This is a genomic window from uncultured Microbulbifer sp., assembly GCF_947504145.1.
Lineage (GTDB): Bacteria > Pseudomonadota > Gammaproteobacteria > Pseudomonadales > Cellvibrionaceae > Microbulbifer.
In genome coordinates this window covers 1,012,000-1,034,654 of record NZ_CANNGQ010000001.1, presented here as the reverse complement: position 1 = coordinate 1,034,654, position 22,655 = coordinate 1,012,000, and the positions used below count along the sequence as shown (strand labels likewise).

The 22,655-nt window shown below is 56.7% G+C and carries 21 protein-coding genes; 13 read left to right on the top strand and 8 right to left on the bottom strand.

What is annotated here, in order from left to right; genetic code table 11:
* Position 1 precedes the first annotated feature (1 nt).
* The 11 genes from gspF to Q1A74_RS04645 all read left to right on the top strand — a co-directional run bounded on the left by gspF (position 2) and on the right by Q1A74_RS04645 (position 9,809).
* Positions 2-1,219, top strand: coding sequence for a type II secretion system inner membrane protein GspF (gene gspF, locus Q1A74_RS04695; RefSeq protein ID WP_299592815.1), 1,218 nt, complete (start codon positions 2-4; stop codon positions 1,217-1,219).
* A 62-nt stretch (positions 1,220-1,281) separates the two neighbouring features.
* Positions 1,282-1,710 (top strand): type II secretion system major pseudopilin GspG, encoded by a 429-nt coding sequence (gspG, locus tag Q1A74_RS04690; protein WP_299592813.1) that lies wholly within the window; start codon positions 1,282-1,284, stop codon positions 1,708-1,710.
* Positions 1,711-1,730: 20 nt separating this feature from the next.
* Entirely contained in the window at positions 1,731-2,366 is a 636-nt protein-coding gene (locus tag Q1A74_RS04685; RefSeq protein WP_299592811.1) for a prepilin-type N-terminal cleavage/methylation domain-containing protein, read from the top strand.
* Positions 2,356-2,787, top strand: a complete 432-nt coding sequence (gene gspI / locus Q1A74_RS04680) for a type II secretion system minor pseudopilin GspI (RefSeq protein WP_299592809.1) — start codon at positions 2,356-2,358, stop codon at positions 2,785-2,787. Before Q1A74_RS04685 ends, gspI begins: the two co-directional genes overlap by 11 nt.
* Positions 2,784-3,590 (top strand): type II secretion system minor pseudopilin GspJ, encoded by an 807-nt coding sequence (gspJ, locus tag Q1A74_RS04675; protein ID WP_299592807.1) that lies wholly within the window; start codon positions 2,784-2,786, stop codon positions 3,588-3,590. Before gspI ends, gspJ begins: the two co-directional genes overlap by 4 nt.
* Positions 3,590-4,579, top strand: a complete 990-nt coding sequence (gene gspK / locus Q1A74_RS04670) for a type II secretion system minor pseudopilin GspK (protein WP_299592805.1) — start codon at positions 3,590-3,592, stop codon at positions 4,577-4,579. The genes gspJ and gspK overlap by 1 nt, the downstream gene beginning before the upstream one ends.
* Before the next feature lie 12 nt (positions 4,580-4,591).
* Positions 4,592-5,950 (top strand): type II secretion system protein GspL, encoded by a 1,359-nt coding sequence (gene gspL / locus Q1A74_RS04665; RefSeq protein ID WP_299592803.1) that lies wholly within the window; start codon positions 4,592-4,594, stop codon positions 5,948-5,950.
* A 53-nt stretch (positions 5,951-6,003) separates the two neighbouring features.
* Positions 6,004-6,492, top strand: coding sequence for a type II secretion system protein M (gspM, locus tag Q1A74_RS04660; protein WP_299592801.1), 489 nt, complete (start codon positions 6,004-6,006; stop codon positions 6,490-6,492).
* Positions 6,493-6,746: 254 nt separating this feature from the next.
* On the top strand, positions 6,747-7,016 hold the full coding sequence (locus Q1A74_RS04655; RefSeq protein WP_299592799.1) for an acetyltransferase: 270 nt from the start codon (positions 6,747-6,749) through the stop codon (positions 7,014-7,016).
* Positions 7,017-7,341: 325 nt separating this feature from the next.
* On the top strand, positions 7,342-7,548 hold the full coding sequence (locus Q1A74_RS04650) for a DUF2788 domain-containing protein (RefSeq protein WP_299592797.1): 207 nt from the start codon (positions 7,342-7,344) through the stop codon (positions 7,546-7,548).
* Positions 7,549-7,604: 56 nt separating this feature from the next.
* Complete coding sequence (locus Q1A74_RS04645) at positions 7,605-9,809, top strand: hybrid sensor histidine kinase/response regulator (protein WP_299592796.1); 2,205 nt, start codon at positions 7,605-7,607, stop codon at positions 9,807-9,809.
* A gap of 86 nt (positions 9,810-9,895) precedes the next feature.
* Here the strand turns inward: Q1A74_RS04645 and Q1A74_RS04640 are convergent, their stop codons facing one another.
* Positions 9,896-13,033: a TonB-dependent receptor gene (locus tag Q1A74_RS04640; RefSeq protein ID WP_299592794.1), complete on the bottom strand. Its 3,138-nt coding sequence runs from the start codon at positions 13,031-13,033 to the stop codon at positions 9,896-9,898.
* Between the two features lie 275 nt (positions 13,034-13,308).
* Between Q1A74_RS04640 and Q1A74_RS04635 the strand changes: the two genes are divergently transcribed.
* Complete coding sequence (locus Q1A74_RS04635; protein WP_299592792.1) at positions 13,309-14,109, top strand: S1/P1 nuclease; 801 nt, start codon at positions 13,309-13,311, stop codon at positions 14,107-14,109.
* Between the two features lie 82 nt (positions 14,110-14,191).
* On the opposite strand, the gene arsH is transcribed toward Q1A74_RS04635, so the two are convergent.
* From arsH to Q1A74_RS04600, 7 genes are all read right to left on the bottom strand, one after another.
* The gene (gene arsH, locus Q1A74_RS04630; protein ID WP_299592791.1) at positions 14,192-14,905 is read right to left on the bottom strand and encodes an arsenical resistance protein ArsH; all 714 of its coding nucleotides are present in this window, start codon (positions 14,903-14,905) and stop codon (positions 14,192-14,194) included.
* Positions 14,902-15,936 carry an ACR3 family arsenite efflux transporter gene (gene arsB, locus Q1A74_RS04625; RefSeq protein ID WP_299592789.1) on the bottom strand — a complete coding sequence of 345 codons (1,035 nt, stop codon included), beginning with the start codon at positions 15,934-15,936 and terminating at the stop codon, positions 14,902-14,904. Before arsB ends, arsH begins: the two co-directional genes overlap by 4 nt.
* Positions 15,937-15,938: 2 nt before the next feature.
* Positions 15,939-16,415: an arsenate reductase ArsC gene (locus Q1A74_RS04620; protein WP_299592788.1), complete on the bottom strand. Its 477-nt coding sequence runs from the start codon at positions 16,413-16,415 to the stop codon at positions 15,939-15,941.
* A 37-nt stretch (positions 16,416-16,452) separates the two neighbouring features.
* A complete protein-coding gene (locus Q1A74_RS04615; RefSeq protein WP_299592787.1) occupies positions 16,453-16,797 on the bottom strand; it encodes a metalloregulator ArsR/SmtB family transcription factor in 345 nt (114 codons plus the stop codon).
* Positions 16,798-16,993: 196 nt separating this feature from the next.
* On the bottom strand, positions 16,994-17,809 hold the full coding sequence (xthA, locus tag Q1A74_RS04610) for an exodeoxyribonuclease III (protein WP_299592759.1): 816 nt from the start codon (positions 17,807-17,809) through the stop codon (positions 16,994-16,996).
* A gap of 143 nt (positions 17,810-17,952) precedes the next feature.
* On the bottom strand, positions 17,953-20,055 hold the full coding sequence (locus Q1A74_RS04605) for a carboxy terminal-processing peptidase (protein ID WP_299592757.1): 2,103 nt from the start codon (positions 20,053-20,055) through the stop codon (positions 17,953-17,955).
* A 350-nt stretch (positions 20,056-20,405) separates the two neighbouring features.
* Complete coding sequence (locus tag Q1A74_RS04600; protein WP_299592755.1) at positions 20,406-21,071, bottom strand: TetR family transcriptional regulator; 666 nt, start codon at positions 21,069-21,071, stop codon at positions 20,406-20,408.
* A gap of 358 nt (positions 21,072-21,429) precedes the next feature.
* On the opposite strand from Q1A74_RS04600, the gene Q1A74_RS04595 reads away from it, so the two are divergent.
* Positions 21,430-22,650 (top strand): efflux RND transporter periplasmic adaptor subunit, encoded by a 1,221-nt coding sequence (locus Q1A74_RS04595; protein ID WP_299592754.1) that lies wholly within the window; start codon positions 21,430-21,432, stop codon positions 22,648-22,650.
* Positions 22,651-22,655 lie beyond the last annotated feature (5 nt).

Sequence of the window (22,655 nt, the reverse complement as noted above, 5' to 3'; positions counted from 1 at the left end):
CATGGGTGCATTCGAGTACACAGCGCTCAACAGTGGTGGTCGTAAAAACCGCGGCACGCTCGAGGCCGACAGTGCCAAAGCGGCGCGTCAGCAGCTGCGCGCCAAAGGGTTGATTCCCATCGAAGTCACCGCTGCCTCTGAGTCCAGTAGCGCTGGCAGTGCGAGTATCCTTTCCGGCAGCCCGGGCCTCAGCGTCAAGGCACTGGCGCTGCTAACCCGGCAAATTGCCACGCTCCTGCGCGCCGGTATTCCCCTGGAAGAAACCCTCGGCGCCATCGCCAACCAGTCCCGCAACCAGAAAGTACGCCGTATCGTACTCGCCGTGCGAGCGAAGGTGATGGAGGGGCACAGTTTTGCCCAGGCACTGGCCGGATTCCCAAGAGCCTTCCCCAAGCTTTATCGTGCAACGGTGGAGGCAGGGGAGCACTCCGGCCACCTGGACGATGTACTGGAGCGGCTGGCGGACTACACCGAAAACCAGCAGGTATTCCGGCAGAAGGTGCAGCTGGCACTGATCTATCCGCTGGTGCTGGTAGTCATCTGTGTACTCGTGGTTACCGGCTTGATGGTCTATGTGGTGCCCGATGTGATCGAAGTGTTCACCGGCACCGGCCAGCAACTGCCGTTGGCTACCCGGATCCTCGTGTCCATCAGCGATTTCATTTCCGCCTGGGGCTGGCTGATACCACCGGCAATCATTGCCCTGGTCATCGGCTGGACGCTGCTGCTGCGCCGCCCCGGGTTTCGCTACCGCTTCCATCACCGCCTGCTGGATATGCCAGCGATCGGGTGGCTGGTGCGCGGCGGCCAAAGTGCGCGCTATGTGGGTACTCTGGCAATTCTTACCGGCAGTAGCGTTCCTCTGGTGCAGGCAATGGGCATCGCCAGTGGCGTAATGAGCAACGATTTTCTGAAAGAACGGCTACAGATTGCGCAGAAGTTCGTGCGCGAAGGCGGTAGTCTGCGCCGGGCGCTGGAAGATGTGGAATACTTCCCGCCGATGATGACCTATATGGTTGCCAGTGGTGAGTCCTCCGGTACGCTGGACCAGATGCTGGTGCGTGCGGCGGAAAACCAGGAGCGGGACCTGCAGGGTGCCGTAACGGCGTTTGTGAGCCTGTTTGAGCCGATCATGCTGCTGGTAATGGCGGGCATCGTACTGTTCATCGTGATGGCGATCATGATGCCGATCATGAATATGAATCAGCTGGTTGTGTGATTGCACTGGTTGTTGACCGATCACGGGCCGGCTGCCCGAAATTTTGTTCTGCGAGGTGAGAAATGAAAAATCTGCGCAATAACCGGGGTTTTACCCTGATTGAGATCATGGTGGTTATCGTGATCCTTGGTGTTCTTGGTGCACTGGTTGTACCGAATATCATGGGCCGTACCGGTGAGGCACGTATGAAGGCGGCGACCGTGGACCTGCGGGCGATATCCACCGCGCTGGATATGTACCGGATGGACAACTTCGTCTACCCGAGCTCGGATCAGGGCCTCGAGGCACTGGTAACCAAGCCCTCCGGCTTCCCGGAAGCCAAGAACTGGAATGAGCCCTACCTGAAAAAATCGCCGAAAGATCCCTGGGGCAACGAATACCAGTACATCAGCCCGGGCAGTTCCGGTCCGTACGACCTGTTTAGTCTGGGTGCCGACGGCAAGCCCGGTGGCGAAGGTGAGGCGGCCGACCTGTTCGCTTCCGAGCTCTGAGGCTGACCAGAGCCAATTCCATGCGCGTCGCAGCCTGCCGCCAACGGGGATTTACCCTGATCGAACTGCTGGTGGTGATTGTCATCATCGCCTCGCTGGCAGGTATGGCGACGCTGTCTCTGAATAATACCGACAGCCGCAAATGGACCGGTGAGGTGCAGCGCCTCGCCAACCTCCTGCAGCTGGTGTCGGACCGTGCACTGATCGACAAAGCTCACTACGGGGTCGTATTTGAAGAGCACGCTTATCAAGTGGTGCGCTACGATTCCAGCACCATGAAGTGGCAGGAGATGGACTTTTCAGGAAATCCCGCTGCGTCCAACGCCCGCCGTTTTACCGCCCACGAACTCCCACCCACTATGCGTCTGGAGATTCTCGCCCAGACCGAACTGCCCGGTGCCGATAGCAAGTCGACCAGTTTTGGTGGTACGCGCCGAAGTGATTCCGGTACCGACACCAAAGACAACCGTTCGACTAACGGCAAAAAAGATGAAGAAGAGATTCTTCCGCAGTTTGCGGCGCTTTCCAGTGGCGAGGTATTACCGGTGGAAATCGGTTTCTTTCTGATGAAAAACGGCGACATTGGGCGCGCGGCGATCATCTCTTACAGCAGTCTCTACGGCATGCAACTGGAGTGGCAGAGCGATGAGTATTAAACCTCGCACGCGCCGCTCAACAAGCTACCGCCAGCGCGGTTTTACCCTGGTAGAGGTGCTAGTTGCCCTGGTGATTTTCGGGGTGATCGCTGCCAGTGTACTGAAAACCCTGCAGGACAGCGTGCGGCAACAAGCAGCTCTGGAAGAGCGCCTGACCGCAAATTGGGTTGCCCAACAGGCGCTCGCGGAGATCCGTCTGCGTACCGACTGGCCTCCACTGGGCAAAAAGACCGAAAAAGTACTGCTCGCTGAGCGGGAATGGCAGGTAACTGCCGAAGTGAAGACCACCAATGAGCCAAAGATGCGCCAGATCATCGTGCAGGTGGGGCGGCCTGAGGCAGAATCCCCCATCCTCACCATCGACTCCTGGGTAGCCCAGTCCATCGGTGCCAGTATCAACAGTGACGGAGGGCGCTCATGAAGTGCCGGCCCGTGCTCGCCCGAGGCTTTACCCTGATTGAGATCATGGTGGTATTGGTGATCGTTTCGATCATCGGCATCGGCTCCTACTCTCTCCTGGAAATCTTCTTCTCCACCGACCGGGTGCTCAATGCCCGCGCCGATGAAATGCGCCGTCTTTCCATGGCCATGTACCGCATGGACGATGATCTGCGCCAGCTCACCGTGCGGCCGGTAAAAAATGCGTATAGCGGCTACGAGCCTGCATTTCAGGGCGTGACCAACGAATTCGAGTTTACTCGCCTGGGGGCGGCCAACCTGACCGGCGAGCCTCGTGGCAATGTACAGCGGCTGCACTACGGCATCGGTTACGCCGAAGAGGATTCCGAAAGCCGATTTGAGCGTGAGCTGGACGACGATACCGCACTGCTGATACGCAGCCGGTGGCGCATTCTCGACCGCGGGCCAGACTCCGAGCCTATTGCCGAGCCGATTCTGGATGGCGTAGTAGAGCTGAATATGCGCTACTACGACCGCGACACCAAAGCCTGGCTTGCCCAGTGGCCCCCGGCCTCATCGGCATCTGCTCCCGGTGCAGTTGATCTGCGCTTGCCGCAGGCCATCGAAGTCACCTTGCTCACCCGCGGCGGCGGGGAAATGCGGCGGGTGTTCTCGCTGCCCGACTACACCGTGGTTTCTGCGACCGGCGGCTCAGGGAGCGGTGGCAGCAGCAGTGGTGGTGATGATGACGACGAGCGCGACTCCGGCAGCAGCTCCAGTAGCGGTGGTGATGACCGCGATGATAACCGGGGCGAAGACCAATGATGGCTAGCCACCCGGCTCGCCAGCGGGGCGTTGCGCTGATTACCGTGTTACTGGTGATGGTGATCGCCGTTGCGGCCGTCACTCACGCAGTGACGCGCAATCGCCTCGCGATATCCCGTACCAGCGCGATTCTCGCCAACACGCAGCTGGCGGAGTTTGTGCACGGCGCTGAGGCGTGGGCCATCATCGCGCTGGAAAAGGATTTTGAAGAAGACCGGACGGCGACAGCGGCCAGCGATAACCTGCAGGAGCCCTGGGCGCAAAAACTGGTGGAGTTCAATCCGGACAACGGAAAAATACGCATTCAGATCAAGGACTTACAGTCCTGTTTTAATGTAAATAATTTAACGCAGAGTCGAGCGGGCGGTAGCGGCGACTCGGCCAGTGCCGAGACCTCGGACAGCAAGCTACTGCAGCGCCTGGTACGAAACCTGGGTGGTCGGGCAGAAACCGCCATGGCGATTGAAGACTGGGTGGACCCCGGCGATATACCGCTCACGTCCGGTACCGAAGACAATGGTTACCTCGGGCAAGAAATTGCGTATCGCACGCCGGATACGTTCATTACCGATATATCCGAGTTAAGCGCGGGGCAGGGTATTGAACCGGAAGAGTGGAGCGCCATCGCACCGGAGCTCTGTGCGCTGCCGGAATCAGGAACAAAAATAAACGTAAACACGGCCTCAGAAGCGGTGCTCTCTGCGATGTTTCCGTCTGCCAACGTCCCGGGGCTGATCAGCCAGCGGGAAAGTGGTACGCCTTTTACTCAGATGGCAGACCTGTCCGGGTTTGGCATTACCGGCGGGGCAGAATTGGACTTCAACACCGCGTATTATGTGGCGCATATTGCCGTGCAACTTGGCCTGGAAAATCGCCAGTACTGGGAGTCGATACTCAAGCTCGACACCACTACCGGCGAAGTCAAAGTCATTCAGCGTCAGCGGCGCGAGTTTTCCGGGCAGTTTTTGCAGGAATTACTGGGGGATTAATTGAGTCAGGAAGTGAAATTATTAAGGCTGCGAGAGCCTGTAGCCGGATCGCACAGCGGCGATCAGGTACAGGCAGCGGGCAGTGTGCTATTGCAATGCTGGCGCGAAGGCGCCTGGCAGGCAGTAGCAACGGATACCGCATTCCAGCGCGCCTTTATCGCAAATGCCTCAGAAGCCGGCTATGCCATTCCAGAAGCAGAAAGCGCGAATGGTGAAATCGCCACGGAAGCCGAGGGCGTGATCAGCGCGCTGGCATTCGAACCGGAAGATCGTGCAGTGATTCTGGTGCCCGGCAGCTGGGTGTGGAATGGCCTCGAAAATGTGCCCCGCGCAGCCCGTCGTCAGAGCACCGCCGTGGGCTACATGGTGGAAGAGCAGCTCGCGGAAGATGTGGAAGATCTGCACTTTGTGTGTGAACCGGTTGCCGGTGATCTGTGCAGTGTCATGGCGGTTTCCAGCAATAAGCTCGCCGCTCTCAAGGGGCAGATAGAGCGCCTTGGCTGGCCGGTTATCGGTGCGATTCCCGAGTATCGGGTACTCGCCAATACCGGTGCGAACAGTTCTGCCGTGTGGTTTGACGACGATCGCGCACATTTCTGGATGGCCACAGGCAAGGGCCTTTCTGTGGCGCGCCCCCTTGCCGGTGTAATTGCGGAAAGCCTGATGATACCGGTAGACACAGAGGAGGGGGCTGAGGTGGCCGGCGCACAGGTCGGTGCCGAAGATCCATCCGCGCTGCGCGTTCTCGGTGATGTGACAGAGCTCGAACTCGCCACCTTCGAGCAGCTGGCAACCGTTGAACGTATCAGCGACGCGCCGCCTGAAGCATCGTTCAGTGCCAGTGTGGGCGCCAGCGTCCCCGGCAATCTGCTCACAGGCGATTTCCAGATCACCCTCGCGTCCGATGGTGGCCCATGGTGGAAAAAGCCCGCCATCGCCGTAGCGGCCTGCTTCGCTCTGCAGTTGGCGTTTTTTGTGGGTGCCGGCGTCTACTACAAGATTCAGGCAGACCGGGCGGATGATGCCGCCCGGACACTGTTCAGCGAAATTTTCCCCGGAGACAGCCCCGGCGCGGATCTGCGCCGGCAGATCATGGGTTATCTCAATCAGTCCTCGGGAGGTGGCGGTGAGTTCGCCGGCCAACTGCAACAACTGAGCAAGGTTTGGGCCACTGGCAATTCCGGTGATCTGAAGTTGCAGTCCCTGCGCTTTGACGGCAACCGTGGGGAGCTGGTGTTGCAGCTGCGCGCAGCCAATCTCGGCCAGCTGGACTCGGTGGTCGGAAAGCTCGGTAGTGGCCAGTTCAAGGCCGAGCTGTTGGCGGCCAACGAGTTGGATGACGGCGTTTCCGGCCGTATCCGCCTGCGATGAGTACTGCCAGATACCAGCCCCCAGCGGAAATAATCAGAACAACATCGAATACTATGAAGCAGACGATTGAACAGTGGCGCCAGAAGTGGACAGCTCTTCCCGCCAATGACCAGCGAGCGCTGGGTATGTTGATCCTTTTTCTGGGGGCCCTCTTTATTGTTTTCGGGCTATTCAAACCCGCGCAGTCCTTTTTTGACAGTGCGCGTACTGACGCAGAGAACGCCCGACAATTGGTGGACTGGATTGAGAAGCAGCGCCCGCAACTGGAGCGCATTCAGCGCAACAGTGGTGGCCAGTCTCAGGCCCAGGGAACCCTCCTGCAACGTGTGACAGCGGCAGCCAACAACCACAAAGTCACCATCAAACGATTCGAACCGGAGGGCAGTGGCCGCATCCGGTTGTGGATCGACGAGGCGCGCTATCAGGATCTGCAACCCTGGTTGAATACCCTGTTGCAGCAGCGTTTTATCATTCGTTCAGTCAGCGTCGATGCGCTGGCGGAAGAGGGGATGGTGTCAGCGCGGCTTACGCTGGAGCGGTAACAGTAGCGCCGGGCAGCACGGCAAAACACTTCAGCCAAAACTGGCCGAAAAATGCACTTATGTTCCACTTCCTGAGTGGTTTTGGCCGATTTGGATCCAACACCATCGCTAATTTCGAATGGTTTTAAAGTCGAAGCTCATTTATTCCCGTTGTTTGTGAGAGGACATAGGCGATTTCGACAGCAAATTCAGTCATGTTTGGCGCGAATTTCTCCCTATACTCAAAGGTATTGAGAAGAAACAGGGGCCAGACCATGCTGCTTCGCGATGCCGAAAGTAACCACCTGATTGATGTCGCCGACATCGTCACTCTTGCAAATCCGTACGAATTGACCGTTGTTGGCAGATACCTTTGGGGTGAAGAAATTCAGGATCCCGAGGTGTTCGACAAAGCAGAATTACAGTTTCTGTCCGGCGAGGCTTTGCCGCGATGCTGGCACGATAGCCGGTACCGTGACCGAGAGGTACGGCGTATCAAATGCGGTACGCGCGTCGACGACAGCGACTACTACCAGGGCGCCTGATCAGATATTCACCTCAGGGCGCAGCCTGCTGCGCATGCCGCTGTGCGGTGTGCGCTCTCTATCTGTCCCGTCGCCGGTGTCCTGCTGCTGAGACTTCCTGGGCTGTCATCAGTAGTGCTCTGCGCCGCCCCTAATCCGGCATCAGGGCTCCCGATGGGTCCACGTCGGCCTCTAATTCGTGGTTTCGTACCAATACCTCCTATACAATACGCGCCAATTTTTCACCGGTTCACCCCGGGGCAATGTGTTCAGCGCAAAGCAGGCACACAGCTCCCAATTCGGGTGGCTGGTACGTGGGTAAATGCTGTAGCGGAAGACTTTTGTCATGAGTTTTGAGTTGTTTGAAGAGTATTCCCTGGTTCTTGGTATCGGCGGCCTGATTCTTTTCATGATGTTTATTGTGTGGAACCTGGCCAAAGAATCGAAAGCTGGTCGCTTCGGTACTTTCATCCTGTTTATTGCCCTTGGGCTAGGCTTGCTTGGCTTTGTGTTTAAAACTGTGCTGGTTGAAGTCATGGGATTGGGCCAGTAGCGCCGCAACAGCTCCTCAGCCGTTTCGGACACAGGGAGCGTTCGCCGGAATTATTTATGCCGTTATTTGATCACCCCGAGCTCAAGGTCCAGAAGGATCGCCGGGTCTGCCGCAACACTGATACCCGTATTGCCAAGTATTCACGCCGGGGGATGCTGTTCAGTCTGGTGGCATTTGCCGTCGCGGTGGCGATCGGTGAACTCCGCACTATGTCGCCCAAGCTGGTGCTGGTGCTGGCGATCGTGCTGGTACTGTTGACGCTGATTCGTGGCTACTACGTTTTCCGTTTTGAGAATCTGTATGCCACCGGGCCGAAGCGTTGGCGTCATCGCTATTTCCTCGCGTCCACACTCGGTGCGGTCTGGTGGGGCATCATTCTACTCAGTCATGTGTTCCTGCTTGGCTTTTCCCCGGCGACTCAGTTCCTGTGGATCTATACGGTAGTTTTTTGCGCCAGCGTAGCTTCTGTTTTTTCCCCATACCACCGATTCCTTACCTGGTTTCTCGCCGGCTCGCTGGTACCTGCCGCACTGCAGGGGTTTCTCACGTCGGATATTCTCGGCGCCATTTACGGCGCACTGACCCTCGCGTTCGTCTGGCTGATGGCCCATCAGGCGCGCCGCGAGTCGGAGAACTACTGGGACCGGGTTGCCGCCATGCAGGCACTGCAACAAAAGGCCAGCAACCTGGCCGCAGCGCGCAAGCATTCAGATGCGGCAGTGGAAGTGACGAACGAATTTCTCGCCAATGTGGGGCAGGAGTTCCGCAGCCAACTGACGGATACCCTGGGTGCGCTGGCGCTACTCGAAGGTGACAGGCTTTCCGATCGGCAGCGGGACTGGGTACGGCTGGCCAAGAATGCCAGCAACCAGCAGCTGAAGCTGGTGGACAACGTGGGCATGTTCACCCGCGTAGCGCGCAAGGATATTCACTTGCGGCGCGCGCCGTTCAACCTTGTTCGTACCATGGAGAAGGCGTTCAAATTTGCCGCAAAGGCAGCTCAGCGACAGCGCCTTGAGTTCAATTTCCAGATCAGTGAAGACCTGCCGGTGATGGTCACCGGCGACAACCGCAAAACCGCCCAGTTGATTCGCAACCTGGTGGATGCGGCAACCGTCATTGCACAGAGTGGCGAACTGTGGGGCGAGGCGAGCTTTGAGCAGCTCAGCACCGACGAGGGCCAGTTGACGCTCAAACTGGTGGACAGCGGCGATGGGGAGATTCTTCCCGATGAATCCGAACTGTTTGGTGCCTTCTCCCGTATGGATACCACTCAGGTGACCACCGGGCTGGGCCTGAATATCGCCAAAGGTCTGGCGGAAGCCATGGGCGGCTATCTGCAGCTCCATTCCACCGAAGACGGCAACCGCTACCAGGTAGTGATTAAGTTCGCGATCGAGCCCAATCAACGCATTTACCTGCAACCGGACCGCCGGCTTGAGAATACCGAGGCTTTACTGCTGCATCAGAAAGGACTTTTTGTCAGCGGGATTGCCCAGATACTGCAGTCCTTCGGTATGGAAGTTACCACTAAAAACTGGGACGACGGCAGCACCGAGCCGATGGACCACCTGTTGCAGGCAATGGAGCGCGGCCAGCTGGTTGTGCTGGCACCCGCTATGGGCGATGGCCAGATGTTGAGTGGTGTCACCCAGGTGATCACCTCATCCGGCGATGCTCCGAAAAAATTTCCACTGCTGTGCATGGGCGGATATGGGCACAAGCTCGAATTCGCGCCGCTGGCGGCGGTGGAACCCGAGGCTCAGTACCTGGCCCGCCCGGTGACACGGAAAGAATTTCACGATGCGGTAGTAATCCGCCTGTTTGGTGGTATGAAAAAAAGCAGCCGCCGCGTGGTGTGCACCAACGCTGAGGTCAACCGCAAACGGAAGCTGTTATTGATCGAGGAATCCCGCCAACACCTGGGGGTAACGGAAGAAATGCTGCAGGCTCTGGGGTACCAGGTGGAGGTTGTTGCCGCAGTAGAGGACGCACTGTCGCGTCTGCCGGATAACAATTACGATCTGTTGCTAGTGGATTGCCAGCAGAACACCACCCACAGTGCGGAGATCATTGAGCAATTGCGGCACTGGGAAAGCGAGTATGCACCGGACGACCGGCTGCCGATTGTGGCATTGACCAGTACAACAGAAGAGCAGTTTGAAGGGCGTTGCCTGGCGGCGGGGATGGACGATTACCTCACCAAGCCATTGAGTAAAGACAGCCTCGCGGAAACACTGGAGCGCTGGCTGGGCGAGTAGGGAACGGAAAATACTCGAATAAAACCAGAAAAGGCCTGTCTTACGACAGGCCTTTTGCGTTTCCGGGTTGATCTCAGAACAGTAGATTAGAACTGATATTTGAGGCCCAGCTTAACTCGCCAGGTGGATTCATCAGCCTGGAAGCGATCATAGTTCTTGGTATTCAAACCGGCATAAGGCTCATCGTAGACGTATTGCCCTTCGTCATTCACATCGTACTGAAACAGATACCGTTGCGGGTACTGGCTATCGTACACCTTGCCCCAGTCGTCATTCAGCAGGTTGGCGAAGTTGTCGACGGTGAAGTACACCAGGCCGCGGTGCTCTGGCATAAAGCCCGGCAGCTCCTGAGTGATTGCCAGGTCCATGGTAGTGACCCAGGGCATGTTCGCCGAGTACTTATCGACAAACCCACCTGCGGCGCCGGCAACACCGGCCTGACGGGCAATATCCATGATTTCCGTATAGCTCAGGCCGTTTTCGAAATCCACGTTGGGATCGTCGGCACCGGACGGGATATAGGCAAGATAAACATCGGAGTCGTCGAAGTTGGACTGATCACCCAGACCGGCGTCGCGGAACGATTCGTAAGTCCAGGAGAAAGGACGGCCGGAGCGACGCTCTACAAATAGATTGAAATTGGTCTCATAGCCCTGCACAAATTCTGTGCGGTAACCGAAGTTCAGTACCAGGCGGTGCTCAACCTCGTAGTAGGCAGTGCCTTCGAGAGGCTGGTTGCGGTTTTCCACCACCTCGTACTGGTAGTTGGATTCCGCGGTGGAGCTGGTGCCCGGGTTGACCTCGGTGATGTCCTGATGGGTGTAAGACAGGTTGAGAGAAACTCCGTTATCAAACGCCTTTTCCAGCGCCGTACTCCAGATGATACTGCGGCCACCGTTATCGACATTGGTCAGCTCTAGATCGTAATTGTCTTCAAACTCGGTGCCGGCGTACACATTGTCCCAGATGATGCGGTCGCCGATACGTTCACCGCTGTCTACACGGGACAGGTCGCGCCAGTACACGCTGTTTTCCCGGTCAACATAAGTGAGCTCGGTGCTCAGGAATACGTCATTCGCAAAGCCGGGCACGTCAAACACATAATCTGCACCCACCTGGTAGCGCCAATCTGACGGCAGTTCAAAGTTCGGGTCGATACTGTTGGTACTGCCGGCACCCGGCGCCAGGCTGTCCATGGCCACCTGTGGCACACCGGTGAAGTTGACGTCCGCCGTATCGATGTCCGTCAGGTAAACGGAATCTTTGGTGGAGCCGTCGTTGGTGTAGGCGTTGGATACCCATACCAGCGGCATACCACCGCTGAAACGGCCAACGCCGCCGCGCAACGTGAGATCGTCACGCAGGTTCCAGGTGATGCCAATGCGGGGCAGCAGGATGTCGAGACCATCGAGGTTTTCGGTATTGGAGTAACCGTAGGTCTCCTCGAAGTTGCTGTTGGCATTGGGCGCGCTGTCTACCGCGAGTGACTCGTAGCGCAGGCCTGCGACCAGTTCGAGGCCTGCAACAGGCTCCAGGGTCGCGTCGCCGTAAAAGGCGTAGGTGCGGCCGTTTACGTCGTAGGCGATATCCTGGATATCGTTGGTATAGGCGTTGCTGTACTGCAGGTTGCTGGCAGCGCGATTTTCAAAATCGTCGATACTGTCAAAAGCCCAGGTGCCAGAAGCGTGGCGGCCGTACAGGTTGTAGTTCCAGGTGTCCTCGATTTCGGTGCCAAAGCGGTACTGTACGTCCTGGGCGTTATAGGTTCCGTGGAAGCCGAAATTCCACACTTCATTGGCCAGTACGTTCGCATGGCGGTTCTGGTCTGCGCCAGCAACGATAAAGCCATCTTCGGTTCGGATGTTGACCTCACCCCAGTTGCTGTTGGTCAGCGACGCCTGCTCGTAATCCTTGTACGAAAGGTTTACCTCAGTGCTGAACACGTCGCTCCAGTCGGAGAACACATGGCTGCTGAAGTAGGTGACGTCCTGGGCCATGGTCCAGAGGTTGGATGAGAGGTTAAGTTCCTCACTGCCGTCAGTAAAATTGCGCGCGGAGCGGGTTTCCTGGTTGCTGTAGGAAAAATCGGCGCGGTGATTGTCGCTGATATTCCAGTCCAGCTTGACCAGTATTTTTTCATCGCTGTCGGGTTCTGGCGCCGAGCCAACGGAGTCCTGCAGGCCATAAACGTCCTGAAGAACACTCAATACGCGATCGCGCTCTTGGGTGGTGACGTTGTGGTTGCTCAGGGAGTCCAGATCGTAGTTGAACGCGATTTCTTCTTCCCATTTTTCATAGGAAGAGAAGAAGAACAGCTTGTCCTGAATCAGTGCGCCGCTGAACGTGGCACCGTAGCTTTCTTCCTCGTTCTCAATGTCGAACTCGTCGACGGTGCCGCCTGTGGGAAGGCGATCGTCTTTTGCGGTACCGGCCCAGGGCACGGATTCGCCGAAAACACTGCCGCTGAACTCGTTGGTGCCTGACTTGGTCACCACATTCACATTACCACCGGTGAATTTACCCATACGCGCATCAAAGGGCGCATAACTGATGGAAATCTGCTCTACGGCATCCAGTGAAATTGGTGGCCGGTTTGAGGGGTAGCCATTGCCCTGCAGGCCAAAGGTATCGTTAATGCCAACGCCGTCAATGGTAAGCGAATTGTACTTGGGGTTGGTGCCGGCAATGCTGAGTTCATTGCCATCGGGGCTGACAATCGCCAGCGGGTTCGCGCGCAGAACATCTTTCAGGTCGCGATTGAACGTCGCCACACTGGCGATCTGGTCTTCGCCGAAAACACTGCTGGAGCCGCGATTTTCGTAGGCAATCACTTCACCGGTGACCACCACTTCTTCGACATCATTAACCTGTAGATTGTCGGAATCGAGATCGATGGGAAGATTGGTGGGGTTACCAAGGCTCAGGTAAACACCTTCGATGGTTTCTTCGCCGGCGGCGGATTGTACGCGAATGGTGTAGGGGCCACCGACACGAAGGCCGGAAACATTGAATCGACCACTGCCATTGCTCTGAATAACACTGCGGCTGTTAGAAGGCTGATGCACGATGGTAACGGTGGCATCCTGCACCGGCGCGCCCGCATCACTGGTAACGATACCGCGAATGGAAGAGGTGGTCTGCTGGGCGAGTGCAGCAGGCGCTACACCCAGCGCAGAGATGACCGCGGCAGACAGTAGTGCCCGCGGGAATTGGAAGCCTTTCATGAAACTCTCCTTATCGGGCCCGGTTGCGCTGTTTGCCAGCATCTATCCCTGGGCCGTCAATAGTTATGTATCTCTTAAATACGGTCCATCGCCGGATTTCCGGCGCGCCCATTGTTGTCGAGAGATCTTGCAGTGGAGTTAAGGAGATATTTCCGATTTGTCGCAAACAGGTGACAGGCAGGCTGCCAAATACCGACGTCGTAAAATTGTCACAGTCCGCACGTATTGTCGTGCCGCTGAACCTTGCGCTAGATGACCAAATTTTGGGGTGGGCTGTGAACCGAGCAATTTATCGAATTACCTTTATCTTCAGTTGTATTGTTTCCTCAGCATTCTCTGGACAGGTAGTTGCCTGGGGCGCAGACGCACACCGGGCAAGCGGTGAGATCGCCTGGCAATTGCTGGAAGTACCGGTGCAAACTGAAGTGAAAAGGCTGTTGAAGCTGAAAGGCGAAACGACACTGGCTGAAGCGGGGACCTGGGCCGACCGGATGCGCAGCAATGATGCCTATGATTGGGTCGGACCACTGCACTACATCAATTTACCAGTAGCCTGGGATAGTTATGACAAATCCCGGGATTGCCCGGAGCACGGTTGTATCCTCGATGCGATCAAGGTCAATCGCGCGAAACTCACCGACAAGTCGTTAAGCGATATAGAGCGTGCCGAGGCGTTATTGTTTCTGGTGCATTTTGTGGAAGATATTCATCAGCCCATGCACACCGGGTTGCGCGAAGACCGGGGTGGAAACGATGTAATGGTTGAATTTTTTGGTGAGGCCACCAATCTTCACGCGCTATGGGATACGCATTTGCCACGGCGCTTTATCAACGATTGGAAAGCGTTTGCCACAGAGGAAGTCGATCGACTGGATCGCCGTGAAGTGTTGCGAACTGCTGCGGGCGAGCCGGAACTCTGGCTGCAGGAATCTCACCGTCTCGCACATATGAACGCCTATACGGATACCAGTGTGCTGGGCGAGGCCTACTATGACAAGAACCGGGAAGTGATAGCGTTACGTCTTCGTCAGGGGGGTATCCGCCTGGCCGCGGTCTTGAACGAAGCGCTGAGGTAGGTGAGAAGATCAGGGGAGAAAAGTAGGGCGAGGTGATCAAGAGTAGCAGCAAAACGCTGCCACTCTTGCGGTCCAGACGGATCTACATTGAACGCTGATCAATGCGTTTGCGAAATTCTTCGCTTGTTTCCTTCCGCTCGGAATAACGGTCGGTAAAGTAATCCCGCTTGTCTTTCAGCAGAAAAGTAAACTTCATCAACTCTTCCATTACGTCCACAATCCGATTGTAGTACGACGAAGGTTTCATGCGATCATCGTCACCGAATTCCAGCCAGGCCTTGGCCACAGACGATTGATTGGGAATGGTGACCATGCGCATCCAGCGTCCGAGAATACGCATCTGATTTACTGCGTTGAAGGACTGAGAGCCACCGCACACCTGCATCACTGCCAGCGTCTTGCCCTGGGTGGGCCTTACGCCTTCCAGCGCCAGCGGGATCCAGTCGATCTGCGCTTTCATGATGCCGGTCATGGCGCCATGGCGCTCCGGTGATGACCACACCATGCCATCGCTCCAGGTGGCCAGGTCCCGCAGTTCCTTCACTTTCGGGTGATCCGCATCCACATCATCAGGTAGTGGTAGCCCGGACGGATTGAAAATCTTCGTTTCCGCACCGAGCGCCTGCAGAATCCGCTGCGCTTCTTCAGCCGCCAGGCGGCTGAAGGAGCGCTCGCGCAGCGACCCGTACAGCAACAGGATTTTCGGCGGTGTGTCGCTGATGGGTGCCACTAGTTGATCGTGATCGGTGCTGTGAAAACACTCGGCATCGAGGTTGGGCATATCGTCGATATTCATGAATTTACCTCTTCTTCTCCAAACCAGTGACGTGTGCGATTGGCAATGGCCACCAGCGACAACATGACCGGCACTTCCACCAGCACACCGACGACCGTTGCGAGCGCTGCACCGGAGTGCAAACCGAACAACGAAATGGCAACGGCGACCGCCAGTTCAAAGAAATTTGAGGTTGCGATCATGCACGCAGGTGCAGCGATATTATGCGGAAGCTTCATGCCGCGGGCGGCGGCGTAACTGATGGCGAAAATACCGTAAGTCTGGATCAGTAGCGGTATCGCAATCAGTACGATAGCCAGTGGGTTTTCGACGATTGTCTGCGCTTGAAAACCAAACAGTAGCACCACCGTCGCCAACAGGCCGGCGATGGAAAGTGGCTTGATCTTGGCCAGGAAATTGTTCAGCCGGGTATGGTCATTGGCCGAATCCAGTGCACGCCGGGTGAGAACTCCCGCGATCAGTGGCAACAGTACGTACAGGACGACTGAATAAAGCAGCGTATCCCACGGCACGGTGATATCACTGACACCCAGCAACAGGGCAGCAATGGGGGCAAACGCGAAGATCATGATCACGTCGTTTACCGAGACCTGCACCAGCGTATAGTTTGCATCCCCGCGGGTAAGTTGGCTCCAGACGAATACCATTGCGGTACACGGGGCCACACCCAACAGGATCATGCCAGCGATATATTCCTGCGCCGTCTGCGGGTCCACCAGATCGGCAAAAATCACCCGGAAGAACAGCCAGCCCAGAGCGGCCATGGTAAACGGTTTGATCAGCCAGTTGATCACCAGCGTCAGTATCAACCCCTTGGGTTTGTCACCCACATGACGGATCGAGGAAAAGTCTACCTGCACCATCATCGGGTAGATCATCAACCAGATGAAAATTGCTACCGGCAGGTTTACATGGGCGACTTCCATGGCGGCGATCGACTGAAAAAATTCCGGTGCCAGATTGCCAAGAAAAAGCCCTGCCAAGATACACAAGCCGACCCAGAGCGAGAGATAGCGCTCAAAATTCCCCATGATCAGCCTTCCTCTGTCGCGAGTTGGGTCAGTGCCTCCAGTAGCGCATTGCCGTATTTGCGATCGACATCAGCTGCCAGCATACGCTCTACCCGCGTCTTAATCGCGCCGATGGTCTGGCGGAAAGCCTCAGCTTTTTGCTCGTCGCTACCATCCAGCTTGGATGGATCAGAAAGCCCCCAATGCACTTTGAGCGTATCACCGAGCCATATCGGGCAGGCTTCGCCGGCGGCACTGTCGCACACGGTTACCACCACATCCGGCACCCAACCATCGAGATTGTCCCAGGATTTACTGGAAAGCCCTTCGGTGGATATACCTTGCTCCTCCAGGTACTTGAGGGAAAGCGGGTGCACTTCGCCCACCGGCTGACTGCCGGCACTGCGCGCCTCAAGACGGCCCTGACCAAACTGATTGGTAATCGCCTCGCTCAGAATGCTACGACAGCGGTTGTGGGTGCAGATATACAAAAGCTTCATGGTTTTCTTTTCCTGGCTCGGATGTAAAACAAATTGTTTAGCAACACTGCCTATCGCGCACGGGGCGCGATTGCATACGGGCAAGTGCTTCGGTGTTTTCGGTGATGAATGCGGGGTTTTGAGTAAGGGTCATTCCCAGAACCTGACTGGCCCAATCGGGCAGGCTGGGGTTCAGGCTGTAAAACACCCATTGGCCCTGGCGGCGGTCACTCAACAGCTCACACTGACGCAACTGGGCAAGGTGTCGTGAAATCTTTGGCTGGCTCTGCTTGAGCGCTTCCATCAGCTCACATACGCAGAGCTCGCCCTCGCGTGCAATCAGCAAGAGGCTGCGCAGGCGGGTGTCATCAGCAAGACATTTGTAGAAAGCGACAGGGTTCACGGTGGATCTCCGATTGATCTGCGGCAAAGTATATTCAACATTCCGTATATATGGAATATCGAATATATGGTTTTTCAGATATGCAGCCGGGACTTTACAGGATAGCGTGTGGTGCGGGGGCTGGAAGCAGCGGCAGAAGAAGCCCAAGAAGCGCGCTGGCGCTCCGCTTCTTGGGATATAAGTTGGGACTGCGGGGTCAGATGTCGAACTCAGCCCAGACGGGTGCGTGATCCGAGGGGCGCTCCATAGCGCGGATATCGTAATCAATACCGGTGGCTACGCACTTGTCCGCAAGGCACCCGGAGGCGAGGATCAGGTCAATACGCAGCCCGCGGCGGGGCTCGCGATCGAAGCCCCGGCTGCGGTAGTCAAACCAGCTGAACAGATCGTTGGTCTCAGGATTCTGAGCGCGAAAGGTATCGGTCAGTCCCCAATTATAAATTTTCTCCAGCCACTCACGCTCCTCCGGCAGGAAGCTGCATTTACCGTCCCGCAACCAGCGCTTGCGGTTTGACTCACCAATGCCAATATCCAGGTCTGAGGCGGAAATATTCATGTCGCCAATCACCAGCACTGGCGCTTTGTTGTCGCACTCCTTGTTCAGGTAGGCATCCAGATCGGCATAATATTTTTGCTTGGCGGGAAACTTGACCGGGTGTTCGCGGTTTTCCCCCTGGGGGAAATAGCCATTCAGGACGGTGAGTGGCTGGTCAGCGCCAATATCAAACTGACCCGCGACCAGGCGGCGCTGCGCGTCTTCGGCGTCAGTAGGGAAGCCGTACTGCTTTTTGATGAACGGATAGCGGGAGAGTAGGGCGACGCCGTAGTGTGTCTTCTGACCGAAGTAAATGACCTCATAGCCGAGATCGCGAATCACATCGATCGGGAAGTCTTCGTCGGTAACTTTGGTTTCCTGCAGACCGATAATATCGGGCGAATGACTCTCTACCAGCGCCTCCATCTGATGCAGGCGCGCGCGGATGCTGTTTACGTTAAAGGATACGACTTTCATTTTCTCTCCCCGGAAATCGTAAAAAACCGAAGCCCGCTATTCGTGAGAATACCGGGCCTCGGGTTTAAGTGTTTATGCAAATTGTTTCGGGCCAATCATGTCGCTGGCCTCTTTAGTTCGCCGCAGGTGCTCAGCGCAGGGGCTCAATCGAAATTGGCAACCTGCGGTGAGCTAGCGTGCTTTTTTAGGCCGATAAAGTCCGCCATGATGTAGCCCGCTTCGTTCAATACAGGGTCGTCTTCGAGCGTGATTTCTACCGGGCCACCGACAGGTTCCACATCTTCCGACTCGCTCTTCTCATAGGCTTCAAAGCTCTCATACGGCTCAAGGCCTTTTGCTTCGCGACGCTGATTTTCCAGTGCGAGCATTTCCTGATTCATCTGCTCGCGTTCCTGAATACGGGTTTCCTCATTCAGGGAGACCGACTTGCGGTTAGCCCGTTCGGTCTGATGATCGAACTGCGCGCGCAGGTAAATGAAGTCCGGGTCGACTTCGGTGCGCTTGTTATGTTTGCGCACCAGGTCCGGCACCATTTCTTTCAGGTTGAAATATTTTGCGTGACGCACTGCGTGGATGCGATCCCAGGGCAGGGCGGTGTCGTAAGCGCTTTCACCCACACTTTCGCTATCGATCAGCTGCGGCATGTCGATATCTGGAGAGACACCAGCGTGCTGAGTGCTGTCACCGGATACGCGGTAGAACTTGGACTGGGTGATTTTCAGCTGGCCTTCTTTCAGCGGTGCCATGGTTTGCACGGTGCCTTTACCGAAAGACTGATTGCCAACCACCAGGCCGCGGTTGTAGTCCTGAATCGCGCCGGCAAAAATCTCCGAGGCGGAAGCAGACAGGCGATTGATCAACACCACCAGCGGACCGCGGTACATGGCGCGAGAGCGCGAACGGTTGTGGCGAGAGATCTGCTCATTGGCGTGGCGGATCTGCACCACCGGGCCCTGGTCGATAAACAGGTCGGTGAGCATGGTGGCTTCCTGCAGGGAACCACCGCCGTTGTTGCGCAGGTCCAGAACGATACCGTCTACGCCTTCTTTCTGCAGTTCATCCAGCAGACGAGCTACGTCGCGGGTAGTACTTTTGTAATTGGGGTCGCGGCGACGGTACGCCTCAAAGTCGATATAGAAGGTGGGCAGGTTGATGACGCCCACTTTGTAATTCTGGTCGCCGTCGGAAAACTCGAAGATGGCTTTCTTGGCTGCCTGGTCTTCCAGCTTCACCTTGCTGCGCTTGATGGTGATGGTACGGTGCGAGCCGTCGCCACCGGTAGGGATGGTTTCCAGGCGCACGAAAGTGCCGGCGGAGCCGCGGATCAGATCGACCACGTCGTCCAGGCGCCAGCCGACCACGTCTACCAGCTCACCCTCTTTATCCTGACCCACAGCCACGATCTTGTCGTTGGGCTTGATCTTGCCGGTGCGGTCCGCTGGGCCACCGGCCACCAGGCGGGCAACCTTGGTGTACTCGTCTTCCATCTGCAACACGGCGCCAATGCCCTCCAGGGAGAGGGACATGCTCATGTTGAAGTTCTCCAGCGAACGTGGAGACAGGTAATTACTGTGGGGGTCATACAGGCGGGTGAGCGAGTTCATGTAGAGCTCGAACACATCGTCCGAATTCTGCTGGCCGAGACGTTTGAGTTGGCCCTTGTAGCGGCGCTTCAGCAGGTCGGCGATTTCCTCGTCGCTTTTCTCGGTCAGGCGCAGGTTCAGTACGCTGGACTTCAGGCGCTTGCGCCAGAGGTCATCTGCAGCACTGATGGATTGCGGCCATTCGCTCTTTTCGCGATCCAGCTCCAGAGACTCGTCTTTGGCGAAGTCGAACTTCGGCAGACCGTTTTCGAGCTGGGACAGGATGTTGTTCAACCGGTCCGACACCCGCAGGCGGTAGCGGTTGTAGATCTCAAACCCGCGGTCCACGTTGCCAGCCTTGAGGTCGTCGTCCAGCTTGCTGCGCCACTGGCGGAACTCGCTGATGTCGGACGAGAGGAAGTAACTCTTGGTGGGGTCGAGGCTGTCGATGTATTCATCCCACAACCCGGTGGACATTTCGTCGCCCACCTTCATTTTGTTGTAGTGCAGCATCTCGAGCTTGCTGACGATCTCGCGGGCAGTGCCACCGTGGTCTTCTTGTGGTTCTAGCTCTTCATTGTCTGCCAGGGAAACTGGCGCAACAAGAATCAGGAAGGAAAAGGAAAGGCCGGAAATCAGAGCGGCTATTCGATTGCTAAGCATAAGGAGTCTCTTTATACGTCCTACATCAAGGCGTCCCACTGGCTTGGTGATCCGGACGTGGTACTCCGGAGCAGTGGCGACTTATAGCTTAGGACAAGTATAAAGGCTGAAAGCTCCGAAAGGCATGAATTGCTTCTTGTACAAGGCGAAAGGTGTCAGGTTTGCAGGAAATTAAAGAATGATTTTTCTGCCAGAAGGCAAATACCGCTGAGATCTTGCTCAAAAATCAATCGCGCAGGAATGCGAATTTTCCAACGACGCTAGATTCCCGGCTGATTTTCGACCAATTGAGTGCCAATTGCGTTTAATTGAGGCCAAACAATATCTGGCCCGCGGCAGAATTGAACGGCTCACACAGAGAGCGAGGTGGGCTCGGTAGTGGCGGGCGTTTTGCGTAGAAAACGCGAGGTCTGCAGCATCTCCAGGTTCGCAGCAACGTGGCGGGCGCCTACGTCGGCAATATCAAACGCTTCCGGGTTCATTACCCACTGTTGCAGCAGGCCAATAATCCCCGCATGCACCACTGGCACTGCAACCTCTACGTCCAGATCTGAAGGCAGTTGACCCACGGCCACCGCATTTTCAAGCAGGCTGCGCAGGCGCAGGTTTGCCTCGGCATGCCCCTGGGCACAGCGTTCGTTGATCTCACCATTTTCCGGTACCCACTCACAGCGCCGCAAAATGATGGTGAAAATCCTGCGCCACTGCTCATTGGCCATGACTTCCCGATACATGAACAGCCAGCGGGACGAAAGTTCACCCAGTGGGTCTTCACAGGCCTCAAGCGGGGCCTGGCAAAGGGATTCATCGGGTAGCTGAATGCGGTCGGCCAGGGCGCCAAACAGGTCCGCTTTATTCTGGAAGTGGCCGTACACCGCGCCCCGGGTTACACCGGCCAGTTCGGCGATTTCAGTTAGGGAAGGGCGGGAGACACCGCGACGGTCAAACACGTCGATGGCGGCATCGAGTATGCGTTCGCGTGTTTCCAGTGCGTCTTCTTTTCTGCGTTTGGCCATGAAAGTGGGTCTCGGAATCTCTAACGTTCGCGCTTGACTGGCCCCTGAATCTGTGGACCAACAAACCTGTGATGCCGGTCAGTTTAGTTCATATACATTCATGAATAAATAGTTGATATTCATTCATGCATGTATTTAAATTGCGCTCATTAGGCCAGATTAGTCATGTAAGTCTGGCGCGATCGTCTTTTTTTGACCGGGTTTTCAGTCAGTCGGTCACTTTTCAACCGGCCTGTTTGCCGGTCATTCTGTCAGGCATCGGCACACCGGTTTTCGGGTGCGATGCCTTTCGTTTATGGATTCAACTATCAATGGTGCCGCTTGCAGGCACCGGTATGGACGCAATACCGAGGTTTTCATGTTGCACAAGAAGAAGTCGTTGATCTCCGGCAGCCTGCTGTTGGCCATTGCACTATTGTCAGCCTGTGGCGAGAAGCAGCAGGCCATGCAGGGGCCCACGCCTCAGGTCACCGTCGTCACCCTCTCCAGCGAGGCAGTCACGCTAACCCGCCAGCTGCCCGGCCGTACCAGCCCCTACAAAGTGGCCGAGGTGCGCCCGCAGGTAGACGGCCTGGTAAAGGAGCAGCTGTTCAGGGAAGGGGGCATGGTGGAGGCCGGTGCGGCGCTGTATCAGCTGGACGATGCCCGCTACCAGGCAGACTTCGACAGTGCAAAAGCCTCACTGGAACGCGCTCAGGCCACTCTGAATGTGTCGAAACTGAACGCCGACCGCACGAAAGATCTGGTAAAGACCGGAGCAGTGAGCAAGCAGGACAACGACACCGCAATTGCTTCACTGCGACAAGCAAAGGCGGATGTGGCCGCGGCCAAGGCTGCCGTAGCCCGCAGCAAGGTGATGCTGGAGTTTGCCCGGATCAGCGCGCCGATCAGCGGTCGTATCGGCATTTCCGCCGTAACCCAGGGAGCCCTGGTGACCGCGAATCAGTCCACAGCGCTTGCGACCGTGCAGCAGCTGGATCCGATTTATGTGGATCTGACCCAGTCGGTCAGCGAACTGCTGAATCTTCGCCAGTCCATGGCAGCGGGCAACCTGCAGAGCACAGACAACCTGCCGGTGACCATCCTTCTGGAAGATGGCACGCGCTACCCCCACGCTGGAAAACTCGAATTCTCTGAGGTAAGTGTGGATCCCACGACGGGCAGCGTGAGACTGCGCGTGGTGGTACCCAACCCCGACCATCTGCTGTTGCCGGGTATGTATGTGCGGGCGTCTGTCGGCAGCGGTCAGCGTGAAAACGCGGTGCTGGTACCGCAACAGGGCATCTCTCGCGACCCGAAAGGCAACACCACCGCGATGGTACTTGGGGAGGGCAATACCGTCGAAGCGCGCCCGGTCAAAGTCTCCCAGACCGTGGGAAGCGCCTGGCTTGTGGAAAGTGGCCTCAAGGCCGGCGATCGCGTGATCGTCGAAGGGCTACAGAAGATTCGCCCGGGTGCGGTGGTGAATCCTGGCGAGGCGGCTCCACCCGCACCGGTGGACCTGCCAGCGCCATCCAGCGCGACTGAATCCGCAGACAACACACAGAAGCAAGCGCAGAACGACGCCAGCAAGGGGTAACAGCA